Source organism: Stenotrophomonas sp. STEN021, assembly GCF_056760175.1.
This window is the reverse complement of record NZ_JBRREH010000001.1, coordinates 98066-118049: the sequence shown is the minus strand read 5'-3', so window position 1 is coordinate 118049 and position 19984 is coordinate 98066. Positions and strand designations below refer to the sequence as shown.

Below are 19984 nucleotides of genomic sequence, written 5' to 3'. Positions count from 1 at the left end.
AGATGAAGGCTGTGGCTTAACCCCCTCCCTTGCGCAAAGCGCAGGGGAGGGTTGGGGAGGGGTGCTTTGGCTTTGGCTTTGGCTTTGGCTTTGCTTAAGGCCGAGAGCTAACAGCAAAGATCAGAATCAAAGGCACCCCTCCCCTGCGCTGCGCGCAAGGGAGGGGGCAACGAAAAACGGCGCCTTTCGGCGCCGTTTTCGTTCAACCACATCGCAAGCTTACTTCGCCGGCGGTGCCCATGCTTTCAGGAAGGCATCGAACTTGGTGCGGTCGTACCCCTTGCCCTTCTCCAGATCACCGGTGAACTGCGAATGCAGCAACTGGCCCTCGGCATCCAGCACGAACAGGTGCGGGTAGCCCTTAATCTCCGGGAAACGCGCTAGGAACTCGGCGTTCTCGTTCTCTTCGCTGTAGTTCACCTTCATCCACACGTAGTTGGCATCGCGGAAGCGGCGCAGCTCCGAATCACCTTCCATGAAGGCGTCCAGCAGGTGGCACCAGGAGCACCACTCGCCGCCCACATCCAGAACGATGCGCTTGCCACCACGCTGAGCCTCGACCTTGGCCGTTTCCAGATCGGCGACCGGGTCGCGGGCCGGGTCGAACTGCGCGTTGAGCCCAGCCACCGCAGCGATATCCGCTGCAGTGGGGGTATTGCCCGATGCCACCGGTTGACTGGTATCAGCCACCGGCGCCTTCTGTTCGGACGTATCCAGCGGCTGCACCGTTTCAGGCTTGGCGGGCGGCGGTTGATTGCAGCCAGTCAGCGCCACGCTGAGCAACAGGGGAAGCGTTCCGAACAGAAGTTTCATCGCATGACTCCTTACTTCACGCCGTGCATGAGCTTGTTGATCAGCGGAGCGACCAGGAACAACAGCACGCCCGAACCCACCAGGGCCCAGAAGCCGAAGGTGTAACCGGACTGCGCCGACGCAACGGTCATGCCGCCTTCGCCGCTGACCTTGCCGGCAAAGATACCGGCCAGATTGTTACCAATGGCGATGGACAGGAACCAGCAGCCCATTGCCATGCCGGCCAGACGGGTCGGAGCCAGCTTGGTGGTCATCGACAGGCCGATCGGCGACAGGCACAGCTCACCGATGGACTGGATCACGTAGACCGCGAACAGGGTCCAGAACGGGATCTTGCCGGCATCATTGACCATGCTCGACAGCGCCACCATCAGCAGCAGGAAGGCCAGGCCATTGAAGATCAGGCCAAGGCCGAACTTGCGCGGAATGGACGGATTGGCCTTGCCCATCTTGACCCACATCCAGGCCATGATCGGCGCACAGACAATGATGGCCACCGAGTTCACCGACTGGAACCACTCCAACGGGAAGGTCCAGCTGCCAAATTCGCGGTTGACGATCTTGTCGGCGAGGAAGGTGAACGAGCTGCCGGCCTGTTCGAAGAACATCCAGAACAGCACGTTGAACACGAAGATCACCAGCATGGCGATCACCTTGTCGCGCGCAACCGAGCCGCTGCGGATGCCTTCCACCAGCAGCATCAGCGCCGGCACGATGAACAGCGTCATCAGGATCGCCTGCAGCGCATTGGCATCAATGGTCAGCAGGAAGTAGAACACCGGGATGCCGATCAGCAGGCCCAGCGCGGCCACCAGTCCGACGCGGCCCAGGCTCTTCTGGCCTTCTTCCGGCAGACCGATGCCCTTCAGCTGCGCGCGGCCAAACCAGAACCAGACCAGGCTGGCCACCATGCCGATGCCCGAAGCGATGAACACCCACTGGTAATGCGGGTCCTGCTCGGTGCCGAAGACCATCTTGGCCAGCGCACCGGTGATGACCGGGGCCAGCAGCGCACCGATGTTGATGCCCATGTAGAAGATGGTGAAACCGGCATCGCGGCGTGCATCACCCTGCACGTACAGCTTGCCCACCATGGTCGAGATGATCGGCTTGAACAGGCCGTTGCCGACGATGATGGTGGCCAGGCCGAGCTTGAAGATCACTTCGCTGGGCGAGACCAGCATGAACAGGCCAATGGCCATGAACAGTGCGCCCAGCAGGATGGAGCGCTGGAAGCCGACCAGTTTGTCGGCGACGTAGCCACCGAAGATGGCACCGGCATAGACCAGCGCCAGGTAGGCGCCGTACAGCTCGGCTGCAGGCTTTTCGCCCGAGGCCAGACCGCCCTGGAACTGCGCGACGATGTACAGCACCATCGCCCAGCGAATGCCGTAGAACGCAAAGCGCTCCCAGAATTCGGCCATGAACAGCATCCACAGTGGCTTTGGATGGCCGAGGATGGTCTTGAACTCCGGCACGGGCGCCGGGGTTGGTTCGGAATTCGGCGCGGCAGCGCTCATGCGGTGTCCCCTGATAATTCGTTGGGTAAGTAATGCAAGCAAGTCGGCCGGAACCGGCGCGACGGGCGAGGATCACAGAAGCATCGGCTTCACGTCAAATACATACTGCTGCAACCAACCGCTGCGCCACGGCTGGGACGGACGCTCCGAGCCCAGTCCATGGTGCAGCGCAAGCTGCTGAATAGGTTGAACTTTCAGCCACGCCAAGGGTTCAGGCGTCGCCGCGAATGGTGGTCCGCACCTCGAACAGCTCGGGGAAGAAGGTCAGCTCCAGCGCCTGTCGGAGAAAGCCCACGCCGCTGGAACCGCCGGTACCGCGCTTGAAACCGATCACCCGCATCACCGTGCGCATATGCCGGAAGCGCCACAGCTGGAACTGGGTCTCCAGGTCCACCAGGTCCTCGCACAGCGAATACTCACGCCAGTAGCGGTCGGTGTCCTGATAGATGTTCTCGAATACCGGGCGCAGGGCCGGGTCGCTGATATGCGACTGGGTCCAGTCGTGGCCTTCATAGGCCGCCGGGATGGCATGGCCGAAGCGCGCCAGGTAGGCCAGGAACTCCTCATACAGGCTGGGCGCTTCCAGCACCTCACGCAGCTGCGCCTGCCCTTCCGGGTCGTGCGCAAACACGTTGAGCATGTCGGCGTTCTTGTTGCCGAGCAGGAATTCGATATAGCGGTACTGCAGCGACTGGAAGCCCGAGGACGGGCCGAGCACGTCGCGGAAGCCCATGTATTCGGAAGGGGTGAGGGTTTCCAGCACCGCCCACTGCTCGGTCAGCAGACGCAGCACCTGCTTGGCCCGGGCCAATACCTTGCGGCACTGCCAGACCTCGTCGCGCTGCATGTGGCCGCGCGCCGCGCGCAGCTCATGGGCCAGCAGCTTGAGCCACAGCTCCGAGGTCTGGTGCTGGATGATGAACAGCATTTCGTCGTGGTGCGGCGGGTTGGACAGCGGCTGCTGGGCTGACAGCAACTGGTCCAGGCGCAGGTAGCCGCCGTAGGTGAGCCGGCCCTGCAGGTCGGTATGGATACCGGCTTCGAGCTCACGCTGGTTCTTTTCTACGGTCATCGGCCTGGCCATCGTATGGGCCGGCAAGGGTAACGCAGCGTTGGACCTTCTGTAGTGCCGACCCATGGTCGGCAGAGTCAGTACCGGTGAAGCCCCTGCCGACCATGGGTCGGCACTACGCCCCCTCCCTTTGCCGAAGGCAAGGGGAGGGTTGGGGAGGGGTGCCCTGGACCTGGCTCCCGCGCAAACGGAATCGAAACACGCGCAAACCGCAGCGGAGCGACAATGTGCCGTTCCTGTTGTCACAGACTGAATACGTTGCAATTGCTCGCCCGAGTCGCGCGCCGCGGAACAAAACCGGTCTGCACCCGGTCAATCTTGTTGCGGCGCAGGACGGCTTTTTCGGACTGAGTCCTTACCATGCGTAATTCCTATCATTTGAAACCATCTGTCCAAGGTGTTGCTGCAATGACGGTTTCCGCCCAGTTCCAAATCGATTACCTGCAGTACCTGGATGCCGACGGCAACCTGGTACGTGATGACCTACCCGCCTCGCTGCGCGACCCACGCTCGCTGCTGCCGATGTTCAAGCAGATGCTGGCCACGCGGGTGTTCGACACCAAGGCCGTGGCGCTGCAGCGCACCGGCAAGCTCGGCACCTTTGCCTCCTGCCTGGGCCATGAAGCGGCCCACGTCGGCATCGGCGCGGCCATGAAGAGCGGCGACGTGTTCGCCCCCAGCTACCGCGAGTACGGCGCCATGTTCATGCGCGGCGTACGCCCGCGCGACGTCCTGATGTACTGGGGCGGCGACGAGCGCGGCAGCGACTACGACCGCGACAGCGATGCGGCCCGCGATTTCCCGATCTGCGTGCCGATCTCGACCCAGTGCCTGCACGCGGCCGGTTCGGCGCTGTCGTTCAAGCTGCGCAACCTGCCGCAGGTCGCGGTCAGCGTCTGCGGTGATGGCGGCAGCTCCAAGACCGATTTCTACGCCGCGGTGAACTCGGCCGGCGCCTACAAGCTGCCGCTGATCCTGTGCGTGGTGAACAACGGCTGGGCCATCTCGGTACCGCGCTCGGCCCAGACCGGCGCCGAGACCCTGGCCCAGAAAGGCCTGGCCGGCGGCCTGTTCTGCCTGCAGGTGGACGGCAACGACCTGATCGCGGTGATGGCGGCGATGGAACAGGCGCGCGAGCGCGCCCTGTCCGGCCAGGGCGGCACGGTGCTGGAACTGCTCACCTACCGCCTCTCCGACCACACCACCGCCGACGACGCCCGCCGCTACCGCGACGACGCCGAAGTGAAATCGGCCTGGTTGAACGAGCCGCTGATCCGCCTGCGCAAGTACCTGACCGCGCACGGCGTGTGGAGCGAAGAAGAAGAAAAGAACTGGATCACCGAATGCGGCAGCCGCGTGGACGAGGAGGTCAACGCCTACCTCAACTGCCCAGTGCAGCCGGTAGAGGCCATGTTCGATTACCTGTATGCCGATCCGCCGCCGGACCTGCTGGCGCAGCGCGCTGCCGCCATCGCCCTGGAGCAGCGCCATGGATGACATCAAGCGCAATGCTGCCGTCACCTCGGCCAGCCACGATCACGGCGTCGCGCACAGTGCGGCGAGCAACAGCGGAGACACCCCGATGACAGCTACCCCGATCACCCTCATCGAAGCCGTCACCCAGGCCCTGGCCTGGGAAATGGAACACGACCCATCGGTGCTGGTGCTGGGCGAGGACGTGGGCGTCAACGGCGGCGTGTTCCGCGCCACCGCCGGCCTGCAGCAGCAGTTCGGCGCGCAGCGCGTGCTCGACACCCCGCTGGACGAAACCACCATCGCCGGCCTCACCGTCGGCCTGGCCGCACAGGGCATGAAGCCGGTGGCCGAAGCCCAGTTCGACGGCTTCGTCTATCCGATGGTCGATCACCTGATCTGCCACGCCGCACGCCTGCGCAACCGTACCCGTGGCCGCCTGCATTGCCCGATGGTGCTGCGCGTGCCGTGGGGCGGTGGCATCCGCGCGCCGGAACACCACAGCGAAGCCAACGAAGCCATCTTCACCAATGTGCCGGGCATGCGCGTGGTGCTGCCGTCCAGCCCGCAGCGCGCCTACGGCCTGTTGCTGGCCGCGATCCGCGAGCCGGATCCGGTGATCTACATGGAGCCCAAGCGCATCTACCGCCAGTACAAGGAAGTGGTCGTCAATGACGGCGAGGCACTGCCGCTGGACGTGTGCTTCGTGCTGCGTGACGGCACCGACGTGACCCTGGTCACCTGGGGTGCACAGGTCAAGGAAGCGCTGGAAGCCGCCGACAAACTGGCCGGCGAAGGCATCAGTGCCGAAGTGATCGACGTGGCCACGCTGCGCCCGCTGGATTTCGCCACCATCGCCGAATCAGTGGCCAAGACCGGCCGCTGCGTGATCGTGCAGGAAGCACCGAAGACCGCTGGCTTTGGCGCCGAAATCGCCGCGCGCCTGGCCGAAGAGTCGATCTACGACCTGCTGGCACCGGTCGAGCGCGTTGCCGGTTATGACACCCACATCCCGCTGTTCCGCCTGGAGATGAAGTACCTGCCCAGCGTGGAACGGATCGTGACCGCCGCCAAGCGTGCGGTCGCGGTGGGCTGACATGCTGGCACGCTTGATTGGCAGCTACCGCAGCCAATACCGCAACCCCCTGCAGTTCCGTACCGGGCAGATCGTCGAGCTTGGCGTACGCGACGAGGAATGGCCGGCCTTCGCCTGGGTGAAAACCAGCGAAGGCAGCGCCGGCTGGGCGCCGGTGGCCTGGCTGCAGGTATTGGACAATGGCCGTGCCGAAGCGCTGCGCGACTACAGCGCACGCGAGCTGGACGTTGATCGCGGGGAGCAGGTAAGGCTGCATCACGAACATGGTGGCTGGTGGTGGTCCGAGCGCGCCGATGGCGCGCAGGGCTGGCTGCCGGCACGCGAACTCGAATTGCTGGAAGAGAAACTCACATGAGCCAGACCAAGAATTTCAACCTGCCCGACCTGGGCGAAGGCCTGCCGGACGCGACCATCGTTGAGTGGTTCGTCAAGGAAGGCGACGTGATCAAGCTCGACGAGCCACTGGTGGCAATGGAAACCGCCAAGGCCGTGGTGGAAGTGCCCTCGCCCTACTCCGGCAAGGTGCTGAAGCTGGCCGGCGGCGCTGGCGACATTGTTGTGACCGGCCACGTGCTGGCGAGTTTCGAGCTCGACCCCAACCTGCCGCAGCGTGCCGAAGGCCAGGATACCGGCCATCACCACGGCGCACCGGCCGAAGCCACGCCTGCGCCGGTTGCCGCGCCGGCACCGGTTGCTGCCGCTGCCGCCGAGCGTGCCGATGAAGGCACCGTGGTCGGCGCGATGGTCAGCTCCAATGCCGTGCACACCGAGCAGGCCGTGGCCGTCGGTGGTGTCAAGGCAGTGCCGGCCGTGCGTGCGATGGCCCGCAAGCTCGGCGTCGATCTGGCCCGCGTACGCGCCACCGGCGCCGAAGGCGCGGTGACGATGAATGATGTGAAGCAGGCGGCGGCAAACCCGTCTGCCCTGCTCCCCTCTTCCACTGGAACAGTGGCAGTTGCATCGAGCTCCACTGCAGCTGCCGTACCCTCACCCCAACCCCTCTCCCAGGGGGAGAGGGGCTCAAGCGCTCGCACCCCGCTGTCCGCCGCTGGCAAGCCGATGCGTACCGCCCCTCCGGGCGTGGTCGCCAAGGGCCAACCGGAACCGCTCAAGGGCGTGCGCCGCAACATGGCACGGGTGATGGCCGACGCACACAGCAAGGTCGTGCCGACCACGCTCAGCGATGACGCCGACATCCATGCCTGGGCGCCGGGCAACGACATGACCTCGCGCCTGGTCCGCGCCATCGTCAGCGCCTGCCAGGCCGTGCCGGCAATGAATGCCTGGTTCGACGGTGACAACCTCACCCGTACCCTGCACGCCCAGGTCGACATCGGCATCGCCGTGGACACCGACGACGGCCTGTTCGTACCAGCCCTGCGCAATGCCGACATGCTCGATGCCCGTGGCGTGCGCGAGGGCATCAACCGTCTGCGCCAGCAGGTGGAAGACCGCTCGATCGCACCGTCGGAGCTGAGCGGCTACACCATCAGCCTGTCCAACTTCGGCATGTTCGCCGGCCGCTACGCCACCCCGGTGGTCGTACCGCCGTGTGTGGCCATCGTTGCCGCCGGCCGTGCCCGCTTCCAGGTCACCCCGGTGATGGGCGGCATTGAAACGCACAAGGTCATCCCGTTGTCGGTCACCTTCGATCACCGCGCCTGCACCGGCGGCGAAGCGGCGCGCTTCCTGCGCGTGCTGATCGACGATCTGGCCAAGATTCACTGATAGTTTTTTGCTGGCGTTATTTGAGGCCCGCAGCGATGCGGGCCTTTTTTTGGCTTGGCGGTTGCTCGGGGGTGCTTGTTGGAAGCTTCCCCTCACCCCAACCCCTCTCCCGCCTGCGGGAGAGGGATTGGGGTGAGGGCAGTTCTTGATCTTTCGCCCGATCCAAACAAAAAGCATCACCCACCTGTAACGCCAAGCCACAACTCCAGCGCTACGATTGGCCAACTCAACCCCACAACCAAAACCGCCATGGGCACCTGGACCTGCAGCAACTGCAAGGAAGCCAACGAAGACAACTTCGACCAGTGCTGGAAGTGCGGCACCCACGCAGACGGCGCACCGCCGCCACGCGACTACCTGCCCGATGACAGGCGCAGCTGGACCCAACCTCCACGCCTGATCGACTGCCCGCGCTGCCCCGGCATGCGCATGGAGTTCATCGGCCGCAAGCGCTTCCATGAAGGGTCGCAGGCCATGCCCTTCCTGCTCGGCGATATCGGCGAGCTGTTCGTCAACCGCGAGGAATTCGACCTGCATGCCTGCCCGGGCTGCGGCAAGGTGGAACTATTCCTGTCCAACCGCGTGCGCTGAGCACGGCAACCACAGGCGGGCCCATGCGCTTGCAACGCTGTCTGATCCTGCTGTTCGTGGCGATGTACCTGCTGATGCTGCTTGGCGGTGCCGCGCTCAAGCCCGGCTATTCAGCGCTATCGCAATACATCAGCGAACTCGGCGCAACCGGCAGCGCGCATGCACGGCTGATCAGTTTGTTCGGCTTCATTCCGGTCGGCGTGCTGGCGGCGCTGCTGCTGTTCGCCTTCGCACGCACGGTGCCGGTGACCGGCGTCAGTCGATTCGGCTATTGGCTGCTGATGTTTGAACCCGTGGCGTGGATAGGTTCAGCCCTGGCGCCCTGCGATCTCAGCTGTCCGATCACCGGCAGTCTGTCGCAATCACTGCATACCCTGCTCGGCCTGTTCACCTATCTTGGCACCACGCTAGCGCTGGTGCTGCTTGCCACTGCTCCCGGCATCCGCCCGCTTACCCGCATGCTGTGGATCGCGCTGGCAGCGGTATGGCTGCTGCTGTTCATAGCGATGGGGTTGGAACAACTGCAGCCTTGGCGCGGGCTGCTGCAGCGCTTGGCCGAATGGGGTGTGTATGGTGTCCTGTGCATCACCGCCTGGCGGTTGAGCGCACCGGCAGCAGCCGGCCCCAGCGCAATAACGCGAGCCCCTGGCTAGCCGGTGTACGCTGCGGTTCTCTGTCACCGGAGCATCCGCATGAGCCACCGCAGCCGTCTGGCCGGTTTCATCATTGATTGCCAGGGCACCGACAGCGATGCTGCCGCCGCGTTCTGGGCACCTGCACTCGGCCTGAGAGCAGAGTCCGGCTACACCGAGGACGATGGTGCGCAATACGCCGAACTATTGGGCGCGCCGGCCGCACTGCACGTGGAAGTGCAGCGCGTGGACCACACCTCCCGTGTACATCTGGATATCGAGGCCGACGATATCGATGCCGAGGCTGACCGGCTTGAAGCATTGGGTGCGCGCCGTATCGGCAAGATCAAACGCTGGTGGGTGATGGAAGCGCCTACTGGCCATCGCTTCTGCATCGTGCAGATGAAACATCCGGAACTCGGCGCAATACCCAACATCTGGAAATAGCGCGGAATTTTCACGACAACGGGCATTGCGATGTGCTGGAATGCCGCCCCAACTTCAAAGAGTCAACAGCATGAGTTTGATCACCGGAATGATCGTGGGCGCACTGGGCGGCCTGGCCCTGGTCAACATCCTCGCACTGATGGCAAAGAACAGCGGCAGGCCGCATGACCTCACCACCTTCAGCTCCGATGAGAACGTGCTGGCCAAGGTTGATGCCTGGGCAAGCCAGCAGGGCTATCGCCTGGTCCGCGACATCGATGGCACCCGCGTCTATCGCAAGGGCAACAACATCCTGACCTCGCCGATGTATCTGGAAGTCACCCGCGATGGGAACAGATACACCGTCAAAAGCTACACCCAGATCAACGGTTTCATCCTCCGCGGCGACATGGCGCTGACCGGCGACACCTTCATCGCCAAGCTGCCACGATCAATGGCCAAGAAGGCGCAGAACCTGCTGTTCGCGTCCTTGAACGTACCCGGCCTGCCCTGAGCACGGAACAGCGCATTCGCCGCCTGCAACGCGCAACCCGGGGATAATGTGCGCTCTCCGCCCACCGGAACCGCAGCAATGCCCCCTTCTGTTTCACTACAAAACGCACGCGTGCTGGTTGCAGGCGGCAGCCGCGGCATCGGCCTGGCCATCGCCCAGGCCTTTGCCCGCGACGGCGCGAAAGTCAGCATCTGCGCGCGTGGTGCAGCGGCGTTGCAACAGGCTGCCGAACAGCTGCTGGGCGACGGTGCAGCTGCCGCGCACACGCAGCAATGTGATCTCGCCGATCCGATGCAGATTCAAGCCTGGATCGATGCCGCTGCAACTACGCTGGGTGGCGTCGACATCCTCGTCAACAATGCCTCCGGCTATGGCAACGGCAATGACGATGCGAGCTGGCAAGCTGGTTTCGATATCGACCTGATGGCCGCGGTGCGCGCCAACCGCGCTGCCCTGCCGCATCTGCGCCTGAGTGCGATGCCGGCCATCCTCAACATCAGCTCGATCAACGCCTCGGTGCCGACGCCACGCGCAGCGGCCTACTCCGCCGCCAAGGCCGCCTTGAATTACTACACCACCAGCCTGGCGACCGAGCTGGCGCGTGAGCGCATCCGGGTCAACGCGTTGGCACCGGGCTCGATCGAATTCCCCGGCGGACTATGGGAGCAGCGCCGCAGCAGCGCACCCGAACTGTACGAACAGATCCGCAGCAAGATCCCGTTTGGTGGCTTCGGCAATGTCGAGGATGTGGCCAACACCGCGGTATTCCTGTGCTCGCCCGCAGCGCGCTGGATCACCGGCCAGGTGCTGGCAGTGGATGGCGGGCAGTCACTGCCGGCCTGACAGCGTTGTGGAGCCTGCTGTTTGTAGGAGCGGGGGGGGGGGGGGGGGGGGGGGGGGGGGGGGGGGGGGGGGGGGGGGGGGGGGGGGGGGGGGGGGGGGGGGGGGGCCGGCGCCGGGCCCGCGCCGCCGCGCCCCCGCGCCCCGCCCCCCCCCCCCCCCCCCCCCCCCCCCCCCCCCCCCCCCCCCGCTCCTACAACAACGCCACTCAACCGGTTCACACCAACTCCGCCGACCCAACCACCCGCACGCCCGGCTGCGGATCCAATACCGCCTCCACCAAGGCGTCGGCAATCCGCGTGGCCGGATTGATACGCCATGCGCGCGGCAATACCGGCGCCAGCGCGCCCAGCACCACGCTGGCCAGATGCTCGCCGGTGCGACGTTCGGCACGCTCGCCGCCGATCAATCCCGGACGAACCAGCGTCAACGAAGCAAACCCCAGCGCGCGCAGATCCTGCTCCAGCTCGCCCTTGACCCGGCTATAGAACACCAGCGAACGCGGATTGGCACCGGCCGCCGAGTTCAAGGCAAACACCTCGCAGCCATTGGCACGCACTGCGCGTGCAATCACCAGCGGATAGCCATGGTCGATCAGCCGGAAGGCCTCACGCGAGCCGGCCTGTTTCATCGTCGAGCCCAGCGCGCAGATCACCGCATCCACCTGCCAGCCCTGCGCCACCGTCGCCAGCGCGGCAAAATCCAGCACCGGATTGAGCAGCTTGGGGTCGGTCCGCGCCAGCGCGCGCCGGGTCGGTGCGATCACGCCGCTGCAGCGTGGCTCGGCCAACAACCGCTGCAGTACCTGCGCCCCGACCAGACCGGTCGCGCCAGCCAGCAATACCCGCATGATGTGCTCCTGTGATCGGCTGCCATTCAAGCCCGCTGCTACCTTGCCGATAATGGGGCTTGGACACCACCTCCGGTTGCGCACGGGCGCAGCCACAACCCGCCCGGACCCCTGCGCAATGGCCGACAGCCCCGACGACTCCTCCACCTCCCGCAGCAGCGGGCTGGGCCGCATCCTGTCCCGGCGGTCCGCGCCGCAGGCGGCTGCGGCAGTCGAGGTGGTAGCCAGCGGGGGCGGCGGCATGGCGATGCTGCAGCGCTTGTTCATCGGCGCCAACGCACCCGAATCAGTATTGGCCGCCTTCGCCCAGGGCATGTGCACCCTGCCCGGTGAACTCGGTGACATGGGCCAACGCTTGCACAGCGCGCATGCCGAGCAGGACTGGGAGCGCTACGGCCGCCTGCTGCGGCAATTGATCGACAAGTACATCCGTACCGTCGAACTGGAAGCCTCCCACACCCGCAACAGCCAGGCCGAGCAGCTGCGCGACATGCTGCGCGACACCCTCGGCGCGGTGCTGGCCAGCCTGATGCAGCAGTCGCCTGAGCTCGAACAGCAGGCACAGCGCATGGGCGAGGAGCTGCGCAGCTGGCGCAGCGGCCAGCCCTTGCAGCCGGTGGCCATCCATCTGCGCGAACTCTGCCACCAGGTCGGCGTGCGCAGCAGCAGTCTGCAGGAACAACGCGACCTGCTGCTCAACCTGTTCGACATGCTGCTGGAGAACATCTCCGAGCTGCTCGATGGTGACAGCTGGCTGCAAGGCCAGATCCGTTCGATCCGGCAGCTGTTGGCCGGGCCGCTGGACGCCAACTCGCTGGAGCAGACCCGCAACGACCTGCGCGAAGTGATCTATCGACAGGGGCTGCTGCGCGAGGGCATCGACCAGTCCAAGCAGGCGATGAAGGACCTGATGGTCGACTTCGTGCAGCAGGTGGACGGCATGGTCACCGAAACCGGCGAATACCATGATCGCATCGCCAGCTACGCCGTTGCGGTGCGCCAGACCCGCAGCATTTCCGACCTTACCCAGTTGCTGCAGGACGTGCTGCAGGACACCGCACGGGTACAGCAACAGGCCGCGCGTGCGCGCGACCATCTGGCCAATGCGCGGGCCGAGGCCAAGGCCGCCGAGCAACGCGTGCAGCAGCTGGAACGGGAGCTGGAAGAAGCCGGCAGCCAGCTGCGCACCGATCCGCTGACCGGGGCATTGAACCGCCGCGGCCTGGAGCAGCAGCTGGGCGAGTTGTTGGCCGACCACGGCGCGCCACTGAGTCTGGCCATGATCGATCTGGATCATTTCGGCCAGACCAATGCCCGGCACGGCCACGCTGGCGGCGATCAGGCCCTGCGCCATCTGGTGACGGTGACCCAGCAACGCCTGCGCGGCCGCGACTGCATCGCCCGCCTCGGTGGCGACGAGTTCGTGCTGGTGCTGCCCGGGCTCAACCGCGCCGCCGCGCTGGAAACCCTGCAACAGCTGCAGCAGCAGCTGGCGCAACGCCCGTTCCTGCATGAAGAACAGCGCGTGCAGGTGCGTTTCAGCGCCGGCGTCGCCCAGGCCCTGCCCGGCGAAGCCCTGCAGGCCCTGCTGCAGCGGGCCGATCAGGCCTTGTATGCGGCCAAGCGCGTAGGTCGCAATCAGGTGCTGCCCGCCGCCTGAGCGGCGACAGCAACGACAACCGGCTCACAGGCTGTGATATTTCCTGCGCTGGTGCGAATCACCCGGGCATGGACATCACTGCGACCAAACCCATCGCCGACCAGCAACAACGCTTTGCCCTGCTGCTGGCCCAGCATCAGGGCATCGTGCTCAAGGTCGCGCGTGGCTATTGCGCGCAGCGCGACGACCGCAGCGACCTGATCCAGGAAATCAGCATCCAGGCCTGGCGCGCCTTCCCAGCCTTTGATCCGCAGCGCGCACAATTCAGCACCTGGCTGTACCGCATCGCCTTGAACACCGCCATCTCGCAGCTGCGCAGCCGTGAGCTGCGCCGGCAGTACCACAGCGATGCAGCGCTGGATGACGACCTGGCCAGCGTTGCCGACAACGCCGAGGAAAGCGCCAGCCTGGCCCAGCTCAATCAGTTGATACACCGCTTGCCGGCGCTGGATCGAGCCCTGTTGCTGCTGCACCTGGATGACTGCAGCCACCGCGAAATCGGTGAGGTGCTGGGCATCAGCGCCAGCAATGCCGCCACCCGCCTGCATCGGTTGCGCCAGCAACTGCGCAGCCAATTCAATCCCAACGCCGCTACCCGAGATTGACAGCATGGAACTCGACGAACTCAAAGTCGCCTGGGCACAGCAGGCGCAACGTATCGACCAGCTGGAAGTGCAGGCCCTGCAGGCCTGGCAGCAACCGCGCCAAGCCAGCGTGCAGCGCCGCCTGCGCTGGTTCAGCGGCCTGCAACTGGTTTGGCTGCTGGTGTGGATCATGGTGACCGTGCTGGCGGCCAGCTTCTGGGTTGAACACCGCCAGCTACCGCAACTGCTGCTTACCGGGCTGGCCCTGCATATCTACGGCATCGCTGCGATCTGGGTATCGGTGACCCGCGCCTTGTTGGCGCTGCACGCGGATGCGGCGGAGGCACCGGTGCTGATCCAGCAGCGACGGCTTGCACGCCTGCGCCGCTTCACCGCACTGAGCGAGCTTGGCCTGGGCCTGCCGTGGTTCTGCCTATGGCTGCTGGTACTGCAATGCCTGTGCGTGCAGTGGCTGGGACTGGACCTGTACGCGATGGCGCCAGCGTGGTTCCTCGGCACATTGGGCTTCGGCGTGGTGGTGATGCTGGCTAGCATCGCGGCCGCACGCTGGGCGATGCGACGCTTGCCGGCCAGTCATCGCCTGCAACGCTTGCTGAACAGCCTGTCCGGGCAATCGCTGGCCCGCGCGCAGCAGCAGTTGCGGGAGTTGGAACAGGGCGCGGCGGTTGTTGTAGGAGCGGCGTAAGCCGCGAAGCTGACAATCTTTCAGATACCTCTCATGCCGGCATGCATTGCTGATGCCTGAAGAATTCTCCACTTCGCGGCTTACGCCGCTCCTACAACGGTCGGTCTATCGGCTTCGCGGCTTACGCCGCTCCTACAACGCCGGCTTCAATGCGCGGCGTTCGCCCCACGCATACGCTGGATCATGGTCACCACGGTCAGCACCACCGCACCGATGATGATGCCCACCACCATGCTGCCCAGCGCATTGGCCAGCCATTCCAGGTTGGCCGGTGCCAGCCCGACCACGAAGTGGTGCAGGGCCGGAATCGCGTGCACCAGGATGCCGCCACCAACCAGGAACATCGCCGCAGTACCGGCAACCGACAGGCCGCGCATCAGCCACGGCGTGGCATGCAGCAGGCCGCGTCCGACCGCAGCCAGTGCACGGCCCTTGTCCAGCAACCAGGCACCGATGTCATCGAGTTTGACGATGCCCGCGACCAGACCATAGACGAACGCCGTCATGCCGATGGCAATGGCGACCAGCGTCAGTGCCTGCTGTGCGAACGGCGCATTTTTCACCGCTTCGGTTCCCAGCGAGAGCACGATGATCTCCGCCGACAGGATGAAGTCGGTACGCACCGCCCCCTTGATCTTGTCCTTCTCGAACGCGACCAGATCCACTTTTTCGTCGGCGACGGCCTTCAAGCGCTCGGCCTTGCGCGCGTCATCCTCATCCTTGGGATGCAGGAACTTGTGCGCCAGTTTTTCCACGCCTTCGTAACAGAGGAAGGCGCCACCGATCATCATCAGCGGCGTGATCGCCCATGGCAGCCATGCACTGATCGCCAAGGCTGCCGGCACCAGGATCGCCTTGTTGACCAGCGAGCCCTTGGCCACCGCCCACACTACCGGCAACTCGCGGTTGGCGTTGACGCCGGTCACCTGCTGCGCGTTCAAGGCCAGGTCGTCACCGAGCACACCGGCGGTCTTCTTCGCGGCAACCTTGGTCAAGATGGAGACGTCATCCAGCAACGCGGCAATATCGTCGAGCAGGGCAAACAGGCTGGCTCCAGCCATGGGTCACCGTAAGGTCATGAGACAGAGGAAGGGAGGATTCTCACTCATTCGCGGCTGGATCGGGGCATGGGGCCACGTATTCACCCACCGGCAACCCGGCTGCGGCCACACTGCAGCTTCGGCCGCCAGGAATACCCCCGCTTGATGGAACCGACCAACAGCGACAGCCCGACCACCGTCGGCGGCCTCAGCCGACGCCAGCAAATCGTGCGCCTGCTGCTGCGCTACCGCCATTCCGGCGTGTTCTCCGGCATCTCGCTGGATGGCGAAATCCCGCGCCTGGGCCGGCCACCGGCCGCCGGCAATCCCACCCAGTTCGTCGCTGATCTGGAAGCGCTGGGCACCACCTTCGTCAAACTTGGCCAGGTGCTGTCGACCCGCCCGGACATGATCCCGCCCGAATACGTGGCCGCGCTGGAACGCATGCAGGAAAAAGTCGCGCCGATCCCGGTGGAACAGATCCGTGCGGTGATCGAGGACGAGCTGGGCGCGCCGGTCAGCAAGCTGTTTGCCTGGTTCGACCCGCAGCCGCTGGGCAGCGCCTCCATCGCCCAGGTCCACCAGGCCGAGCTGCACGATGGCCGGCAGGTCGCCATCAAGGTGCAGAAGCCCGATATCGCCGCCCAGCTGCGTTCGGATATCGGCGTGCTGCGCAGCTTCGCCACCGCCGCCGATCACCTGACCCGGGTCGGCCGCAAGGTGCGCTTCTCCGACTGGCTGGGCGAGTTTGCCAAGACCCTGCGCATGGAGCTGGACTACGAGGCCGAGGCTGCCAATCTGGCGCGCTTCGGCCAGCACCTGGCACCCTACCCCGAACTGTGGATCCCGCAGCCAGTGTGGGACCTGTGCGGCCGCCGCGTGCTGACCATGGAGCTGGTGCAAGGCGTGCGGGTGGATGCGATCCCACCGGTACGTCGCACCGAGCAATCGATGGTGCCGCTGGCTGCGGCGCTGGTGCGGGGCTACCTCGACCAGATCTTCGTGCACGGCGAAATCCATGCCGACCCGCATCCCGGCAACCTGCGCGTCACCCCAGAAGGCCGGCTGGCGATCTTCGACCTGGGCATGGTCGCGCATGTACCACCGCGGCTGCGCCAGCGCCTGCTGAAGGTATTGTTCGCCGCAGTGGATGGCCGCGGCGAGGAAGTGGCCGACGAGATCATCGGCATCAGTACCCGGCTGGAGGACTACGACGAGGAACGCTATCTGCGCGAGACCGGGCAGATGATTGCCCGCTACGCCGCCAACGGCACCTTGTCCGAAGGCCATGTGGTGCTGGAGATCGTGCGCATCGCCACCTCCAGCAACCTGCGCACGCCACCGGAGCTGAGCCTGCTCGGCAAGGCGCTGCTCAATCTGGAAGGCGTGTGCCGCTTCCTGGCACCGGAGATGCAAACCCGCAAGGTTGTCGAACGGCAGCTGCAGCATGTGATGCGCGCACATTTCCGCAAGTCGTTCTCGGCGGCCAACCTGGCCAGCGAGGCGATGGAGCTGCAGCAGTTGCTGCGCAACGGGCCGCGCCGCATGTCCGACATCCTCAGCGTACTGGCCGAAAACCGACTGCAGATGAAGGTCACCGGCCTGGACGAATCGCGGCTGATGGAAAACATCCAGAAGGTGGCCAACCGCATTGCCGCCGGCCTGATCACCGCTGCCCTGCTGCTGTCCTCGACGCTGCTGATGCGCGTGCCTACCCGCTGGACGCTGTTCGGCTACCCCGCCTTTGCAATGCTGCTGTTCCTGCTGGGCGTGATCATCGGCCTTGGGCTTATCGTCAGCTCACTGCTGTTCGATCGGCGCACCAGAGCACGCGCCCGCGAAGAACGTGGCCATCGCTGAGCGCGGCGGCATCACCGTAGCCCGGGTAAGCGCAGCGCACCTGGGAGCACATGGCGCATGCAGCAGCGCACCGGCAGCGTCGATACGCGCTTGCCTTGAACGGGCGCAGACAAGCGTCGATCATCTCCCTCAAATCATTGCCTGCCCCGGGTGCGCTGCGCTTACCCGGGCTACGTGGTGCGTTGCCAGTTGAATTGCAGCTGGAGAATCGACAGCAGACGTTGCAGTAGCGGGAGTGAGCAAAAAGCACACTCTCTCACTGCAACTCACAGCATTCGGCGTGCAGCACATAGCGCGCAGCTGATGATGAATGCTGCTGTGCCGTCCGAACATTTCAGTCAGGTTACGGCAGGCAAGATCCAGATGCTTCTGCCATAGCACTGAAACAACAGTGTGTAGAGCGATGACGGCCAAGGCCGTCGCCCCCTGTCTCCGCTACCCACGTGACCGCATGCATTGGATCATCTGGCTGTCTCTGGCAGCACTGTTTGTATTGTTGATGTTGTCGCCCACCCTGGCCCGCTTGAAGGCTGGCCTGCTGTCACTGCTGCTGTTGGCACTGAGCAGCTGGTGGCTGATCGACAAACTCAGTGGCGATGGCATCAATTCGGCCACGCTGTACCACCTGCGCAGCGACATGGAAGGCGCCGGTGTGGGTGACTTCAGTGCCTACATCATCGGCTTCATCGGCCTGGCAATCGTCTCGCTGACACCGTTGTTGTTGCTGCGCGTGCGTCGCCTGCAGCGCCCCCGTCATGGCCTGGCGGTGTTCGGCGGCTTCACCGCGCTGTTGCTGACAACACTGCTGCTCAGCCCGCTGTACACCGATGGCAAGCGCATCTATCAGCAGATGCAGCCGGTGGACTACAGCGCGGTAGCACCGGAATATCAGTTGCCATCAAAGGCGCTGGCGCAGCGGCCGAACATTGTCTGGATCTACGGCGAAAGCCTGGAACGTACCTATTTCAACGAGGACGTCTTCCCCGGGCTGATGCCCAACCTGACCCGGCTGGCGGGCGAAGGCCTGGATTTCCGCAACATCGCCTCGGCTGACGGCAGTGGCTGGACCATCGCCGGCCTGGTGTCCTCGATGTGTGGCGTGCCGCTGACCACCGCGCAGGGCGATGAAAACAGCATGGGCCGTATGGGACGCTTCCTGCCCGAAGCCTTCTGCCTTGGCGACTACCTGAAGCAGCAGGGCTATAGCAACCACTACATGGGCGGTGCCAACGGGCAGTTCGCCGCCAAGGCCGACTTCCTCAACTCGCACGGCTTTGACGACGTGCGCGATCTGGATTGGTTCCAGCAGCAGAACATCGCCAAGCGACATTTCTCCAACTGGGGCGTGCACGATGACGTGCTGCTGGAACGGGCCTACGAACGTTTCCTGGAGCTGTCCGAGCGCGGCCAGCCGTTCATGCTGACCGCACTGACCATGGACACCCACCACCCGGCCGGGCATCTGCCGGTTGCCTGCAGGAACACGCGCTATCGCAGCGCACACGGCAATATCGGCCTGCTCAATGCACTCAAGTGCAGCGACCGGTTGATCTCGCGCCTGGTCGACCGCATCCGCAGCAGCGCATTCGCCGACAACACGCTGGTGGTGGTGGCCTCGGATCATCTGGCCATGCCCAACGACCTGAGCCATGTGCTGGAAAAGCAGAAACGCGAGAACCTGCTGCTGTTCCTGGGCAACAAGCTGCAGCCGCAGCAGATCGTTGCACAAGCGGGCACAACGCTGGACTCGGGCGCCACCGCGCTGCAGCTGCTGGACCCTGCGATCGATGCGATCGGCTTTGGCCGCTCGCTGTTGAAGCCAGCACCCGCGGCAAGCGCCAGCGTCGCGGCGACCAGCGGTGATACGAGGGCCTACGCACGCTATAGCGCGTTTGCACGTTCGCTGTGGCTGGGCGAGCAGACCCGCATGTTGCGCCTGGACAACGACCAGGTACTGGTGGGCGTGCAGAAGGTGCAGCCGCCGGTGCTGCTGGAATACGACCAGCAGTGGGACCTGAAATCGGTGTACCTGGAAAACACCTCGCGCAAGTTCGAGGAGGCCGATCCGCAGCACCGCCTGGCCTATGTCGATCGCTGCACCGCGTTTGAAGACGGCTCGGCTGACGGCCAGTGGTGCGCGCTGCTGCTGGACAGTGACCAGGGCATGCGCCTGTACCGCGATGCACAGTTGCGCCGTGGCATCGCCGTGGATGCACCGTTGCAGGCGTTCAGCGGGCCGCGTCCCAGCGTGCGCCAGTCACGCATGATCAGCCGCCAGCCGCGCCACACCGGCCCCGGTCGCTACGTGCTGGAGCTGTACGCCGCACAGCGTCCGCAGCGCGGCTTCTGGGTGGAAGCGGTGGCATCAAAGCGCAACGTGGTGGTGGCCCAGCAATGGGTGCAGCCCGATGCCGATGGCCGCATCCGCATGCCGCTGGGCGTGGACCAGGAGATCGACGACCTGGAGATCCGCGCCTGGTTGAACCATGCCGAGCAGTTGGCCGTCGACGACTATGCGCTGGTGCCAACCAGCGAGCATCCGCGGTCGTGACGCTGCTGCTTTTGTAGGAGCGGCGTCA

General features: G+C 64.9%; 19 protein-coding genes. 14 read left to right on the top strand and 5 right to left on the bottom strand.

Annotation, left to right across the window (positions count from 1 at the left end):
• Positions 1-219: 219 nt before the first annotated feature.
• The 3 genes from ACVOL0_RS00590 to ACVOL0_RS00580 form a co-directional block, all read right to left on the bottom strand.
• Entirely contained in the window at positions 220-813 is a 594-nt protein-coding gene (locus ACVOL0_RS00590) for a thioredoxin family protein (RefSeq protein WP_481547419.1), read from the bottom strand.
• Between the two features lie 11 nt (positions 814-824).
• Entirely contained in the window at positions 825-2333 is a 1509-nt protein-coding gene (locus ACVOL0_RS00585) for a peptide MFS transporter (RefSeq protein WP_481547418.1), read from the bottom strand.
• 211 nt (positions 2334-2544) lie between these two features.
• Entirely contained in the window at positions 2545-3405 is an 861-nt protein-coding gene (locus ACVOL0_RS00580; RefSeq protein WP_481547417.1) for a tryptophan 2,3-dioxygenase, read from the bottom strand.
• 408 nt (positions 3406-3813) lie between these two features.
• Between ACVOL0_RS00580 and pdhA the strand changes: the two genes are divergently transcribed.
• The 9 genes from pdhA to ACVOL0_RS00535 all read left to right on the top strand — a co-directional run bounded on the left by pdhA (position 3814) and on the right by ACVOL0_RS00535 (position 10708).
• Positions 3814-4902, top strand: coding sequence for a pyruvate dehydrogenase (acetyl-transferring) E1 component subunit alpha (gene pdhA / locus ACVOL0_RS00575; protein WP_481547416.1), 1089 nt, complete (start codon positions 3814-3816; stop codon positions 4900-4902).
• Positions 4895-5974: an alpha-ketoacid dehydrogenase subunit beta gene (locus tag ACVOL0_RS00570; protein ID WP_282273230.1), complete on the top strand. Its 1080-nt coding sequence runs from the start codon at positions 4895-4897 to the stop codon at positions 5972-5974. The genes pdhA and ACVOL0_RS00570 overlap by 8 nt, the downstream gene beginning before the upstream one ends.
• Before the next feature lies 1 nt (position 5975).
• Positions 5976-6329, top strand: a complete 354-nt coding sequence (locus ACVOL0_RS00565; protein WP_313170923.1) for an SH3 domain-containing protein — start codon at positions 5976-5978, stop codon at positions 6327-6329.
• Positions 6326-7702, top strand: coding sequence for a dihydrolipoamide acetyltransferase family protein (locus tag ACVOL0_RS00560; protein ID WP_481547415.1), 1377 nt, complete (start codon positions 6326-6328; stop codon positions 7700-7702). The genes ACVOL0_RS00565 and ACVOL0_RS00560 overlap by 4 nt, the downstream gene beginning before the upstream one ends.
• A gap of 249 nt (positions 7703-7951) precedes the next feature.
• Positions 7952-8293, top strand: a complete 342-nt coding sequence (locus tag ACVOL0_RS00555; protein WP_481547414.1) for a hypothetical protein — start codon at positions 7952-7954, stop codon at positions 8291-8293.
• A gap of 23 nt (positions 8294-8316) precedes the next feature.
• Positions 8317-8946, top strand: coding sequence for a DUF998 domain-containing protein (locus ACVOL0_RS00550; RefSeq protein WP_481547413.1), 630 nt, complete (start codon positions 8317-8319; stop codon positions 8944-8946).
• 39 nt (positions 8947-8985) lie between these two features.
• Positions 8986-9372: a VOC family protein gene (locus tag ACVOL0_RS00545; protein WP_481547412.1), complete on the top strand. Its 387-nt coding sequence runs from the start codon at positions 8986-8988 to the stop codon at positions 9370-9372.
• Positions 9373-9442: 70 nt separating this feature from the next.
• Positions 9443-9865, top strand: a complete 423-nt coding sequence (locus tag ACVOL0_RS00540; protein ID WP_481527810.1) for a hypothetical protein — start codon at positions 9443-9445, stop codon at positions 9863-9865.
• A 78-nt stretch (positions 9866-9943) separates the two neighbouring features.
• Entirely contained in the window at positions 9944-10708 is a 765-nt protein-coding gene (locus ACVOL0_RS00535; RefSeq protein ID WP_481547411.1) for an SDR family NAD(P)-dependent oxidoreductase, read from the top strand.
• Positions 10709-10922: 214 nt separating this feature from the next.
• On the opposite strand, the gene ACVOL0_RS00530 is transcribed toward ACVOL0_RS00535, so the two are convergent.
• Positions 10923-11555, bottom strand: coding sequence for an NAD-dependent epimerase/dehydratase family protein (locus ACVOL0_RS00530; RefSeq protein WP_481547410.1), 633 nt, complete (start codon positions 11553-11555; stop codon positions 10923-10925).
• 118 nt (positions 11556-11673) lie between these two features.
• Between ACVOL0_RS00530 and ACVOL0_RS00525 the strand changes: the two genes are divergently transcribed.
• The 3 genes from ACVOL0_RS00525 to ACVOL0_RS00515 all read left to right on the top strand — a co-directional run bounded on the left by ACVOL0_RS00525 (position 11674) and on the right by ACVOL0_RS00515 (position 14505).
• Positions 11674-13215, top strand: a complete 1542-nt coding sequence (locus ACVOL0_RS00525; RefSeq protein WP_481547409.1) for a GGDEF domain-containing protein — start codon at positions 11674-11676, stop codon at positions 13213-13215.
• A gap of 68 nt (positions 13216-13283) precedes the next feature.
• The gene (locus ACVOL0_RS00520; RefSeq protein WP_481547408.1) at positions 13284-13820 is read left to right on the top strand and encodes an RNA polymerase sigma factor; all 537 of its coding nucleotides are present in this window, start codon (positions 13284-13286) and stop codon (positions 13818-13820) included.
• A gap of 4 nt (positions 13821-13824) precedes the next feature.
• Positions 13825-14505, top strand: coding sequence for a hypothetical protein (locus ACVOL0_RS00515; protein WP_481547407.1), 681 nt, complete (start codon positions 13825-13827; stop codon positions 14503-14505).
• Positions 14506-14651: 146 nt separating this feature from the next.
• Here the strand turns inward: ACVOL0_RS00515 and ACVOL0_RS00510 are convergent, their stop codons facing one another.
• Positions 14652-15566, bottom strand: a complete 915-nt coding sequence (locus ACVOL0_RS00510; RefSeq protein ID WP_481547406.1) for a DUF808 domain-containing protein — start codon at positions 15564-15566, stop codon at positions 14652-14654.
• A 144-nt stretch (positions 15567-15710) separates the two neighbouring features.
• Here ACVOL0_RS00510 and ACVOL0_RS00505 point away from each other — a divergent pair, with 144 nt between their 5' ends.
• Together ACVOL0_RS00505 and ACVOL0_RS00500 are read left to right on the top strand one after the other, a co-directional pair.
• A complete protein-coding gene (locus tag ACVOL0_RS00505; protein ID WP_481547423.1) occupies positions 15711-17405 on the top strand; it encodes an ABC1 kinase family protein in 1695 nt (564 codons plus the stop codon).
• A gap of 451 nt (positions 17406-17856) precedes the next feature.
• Positions 17857-19956, top strand: a complete 2100-nt coding sequence (locus ACVOL0_RS00500) for a phosphoglycerol transferase I (RefSeq protein WP_481547405.1) — start codon at positions 17857-17859, stop codon at positions 19954-19956.
• Positions 19957-19984 lie beyond the last annotated feature (28 nt).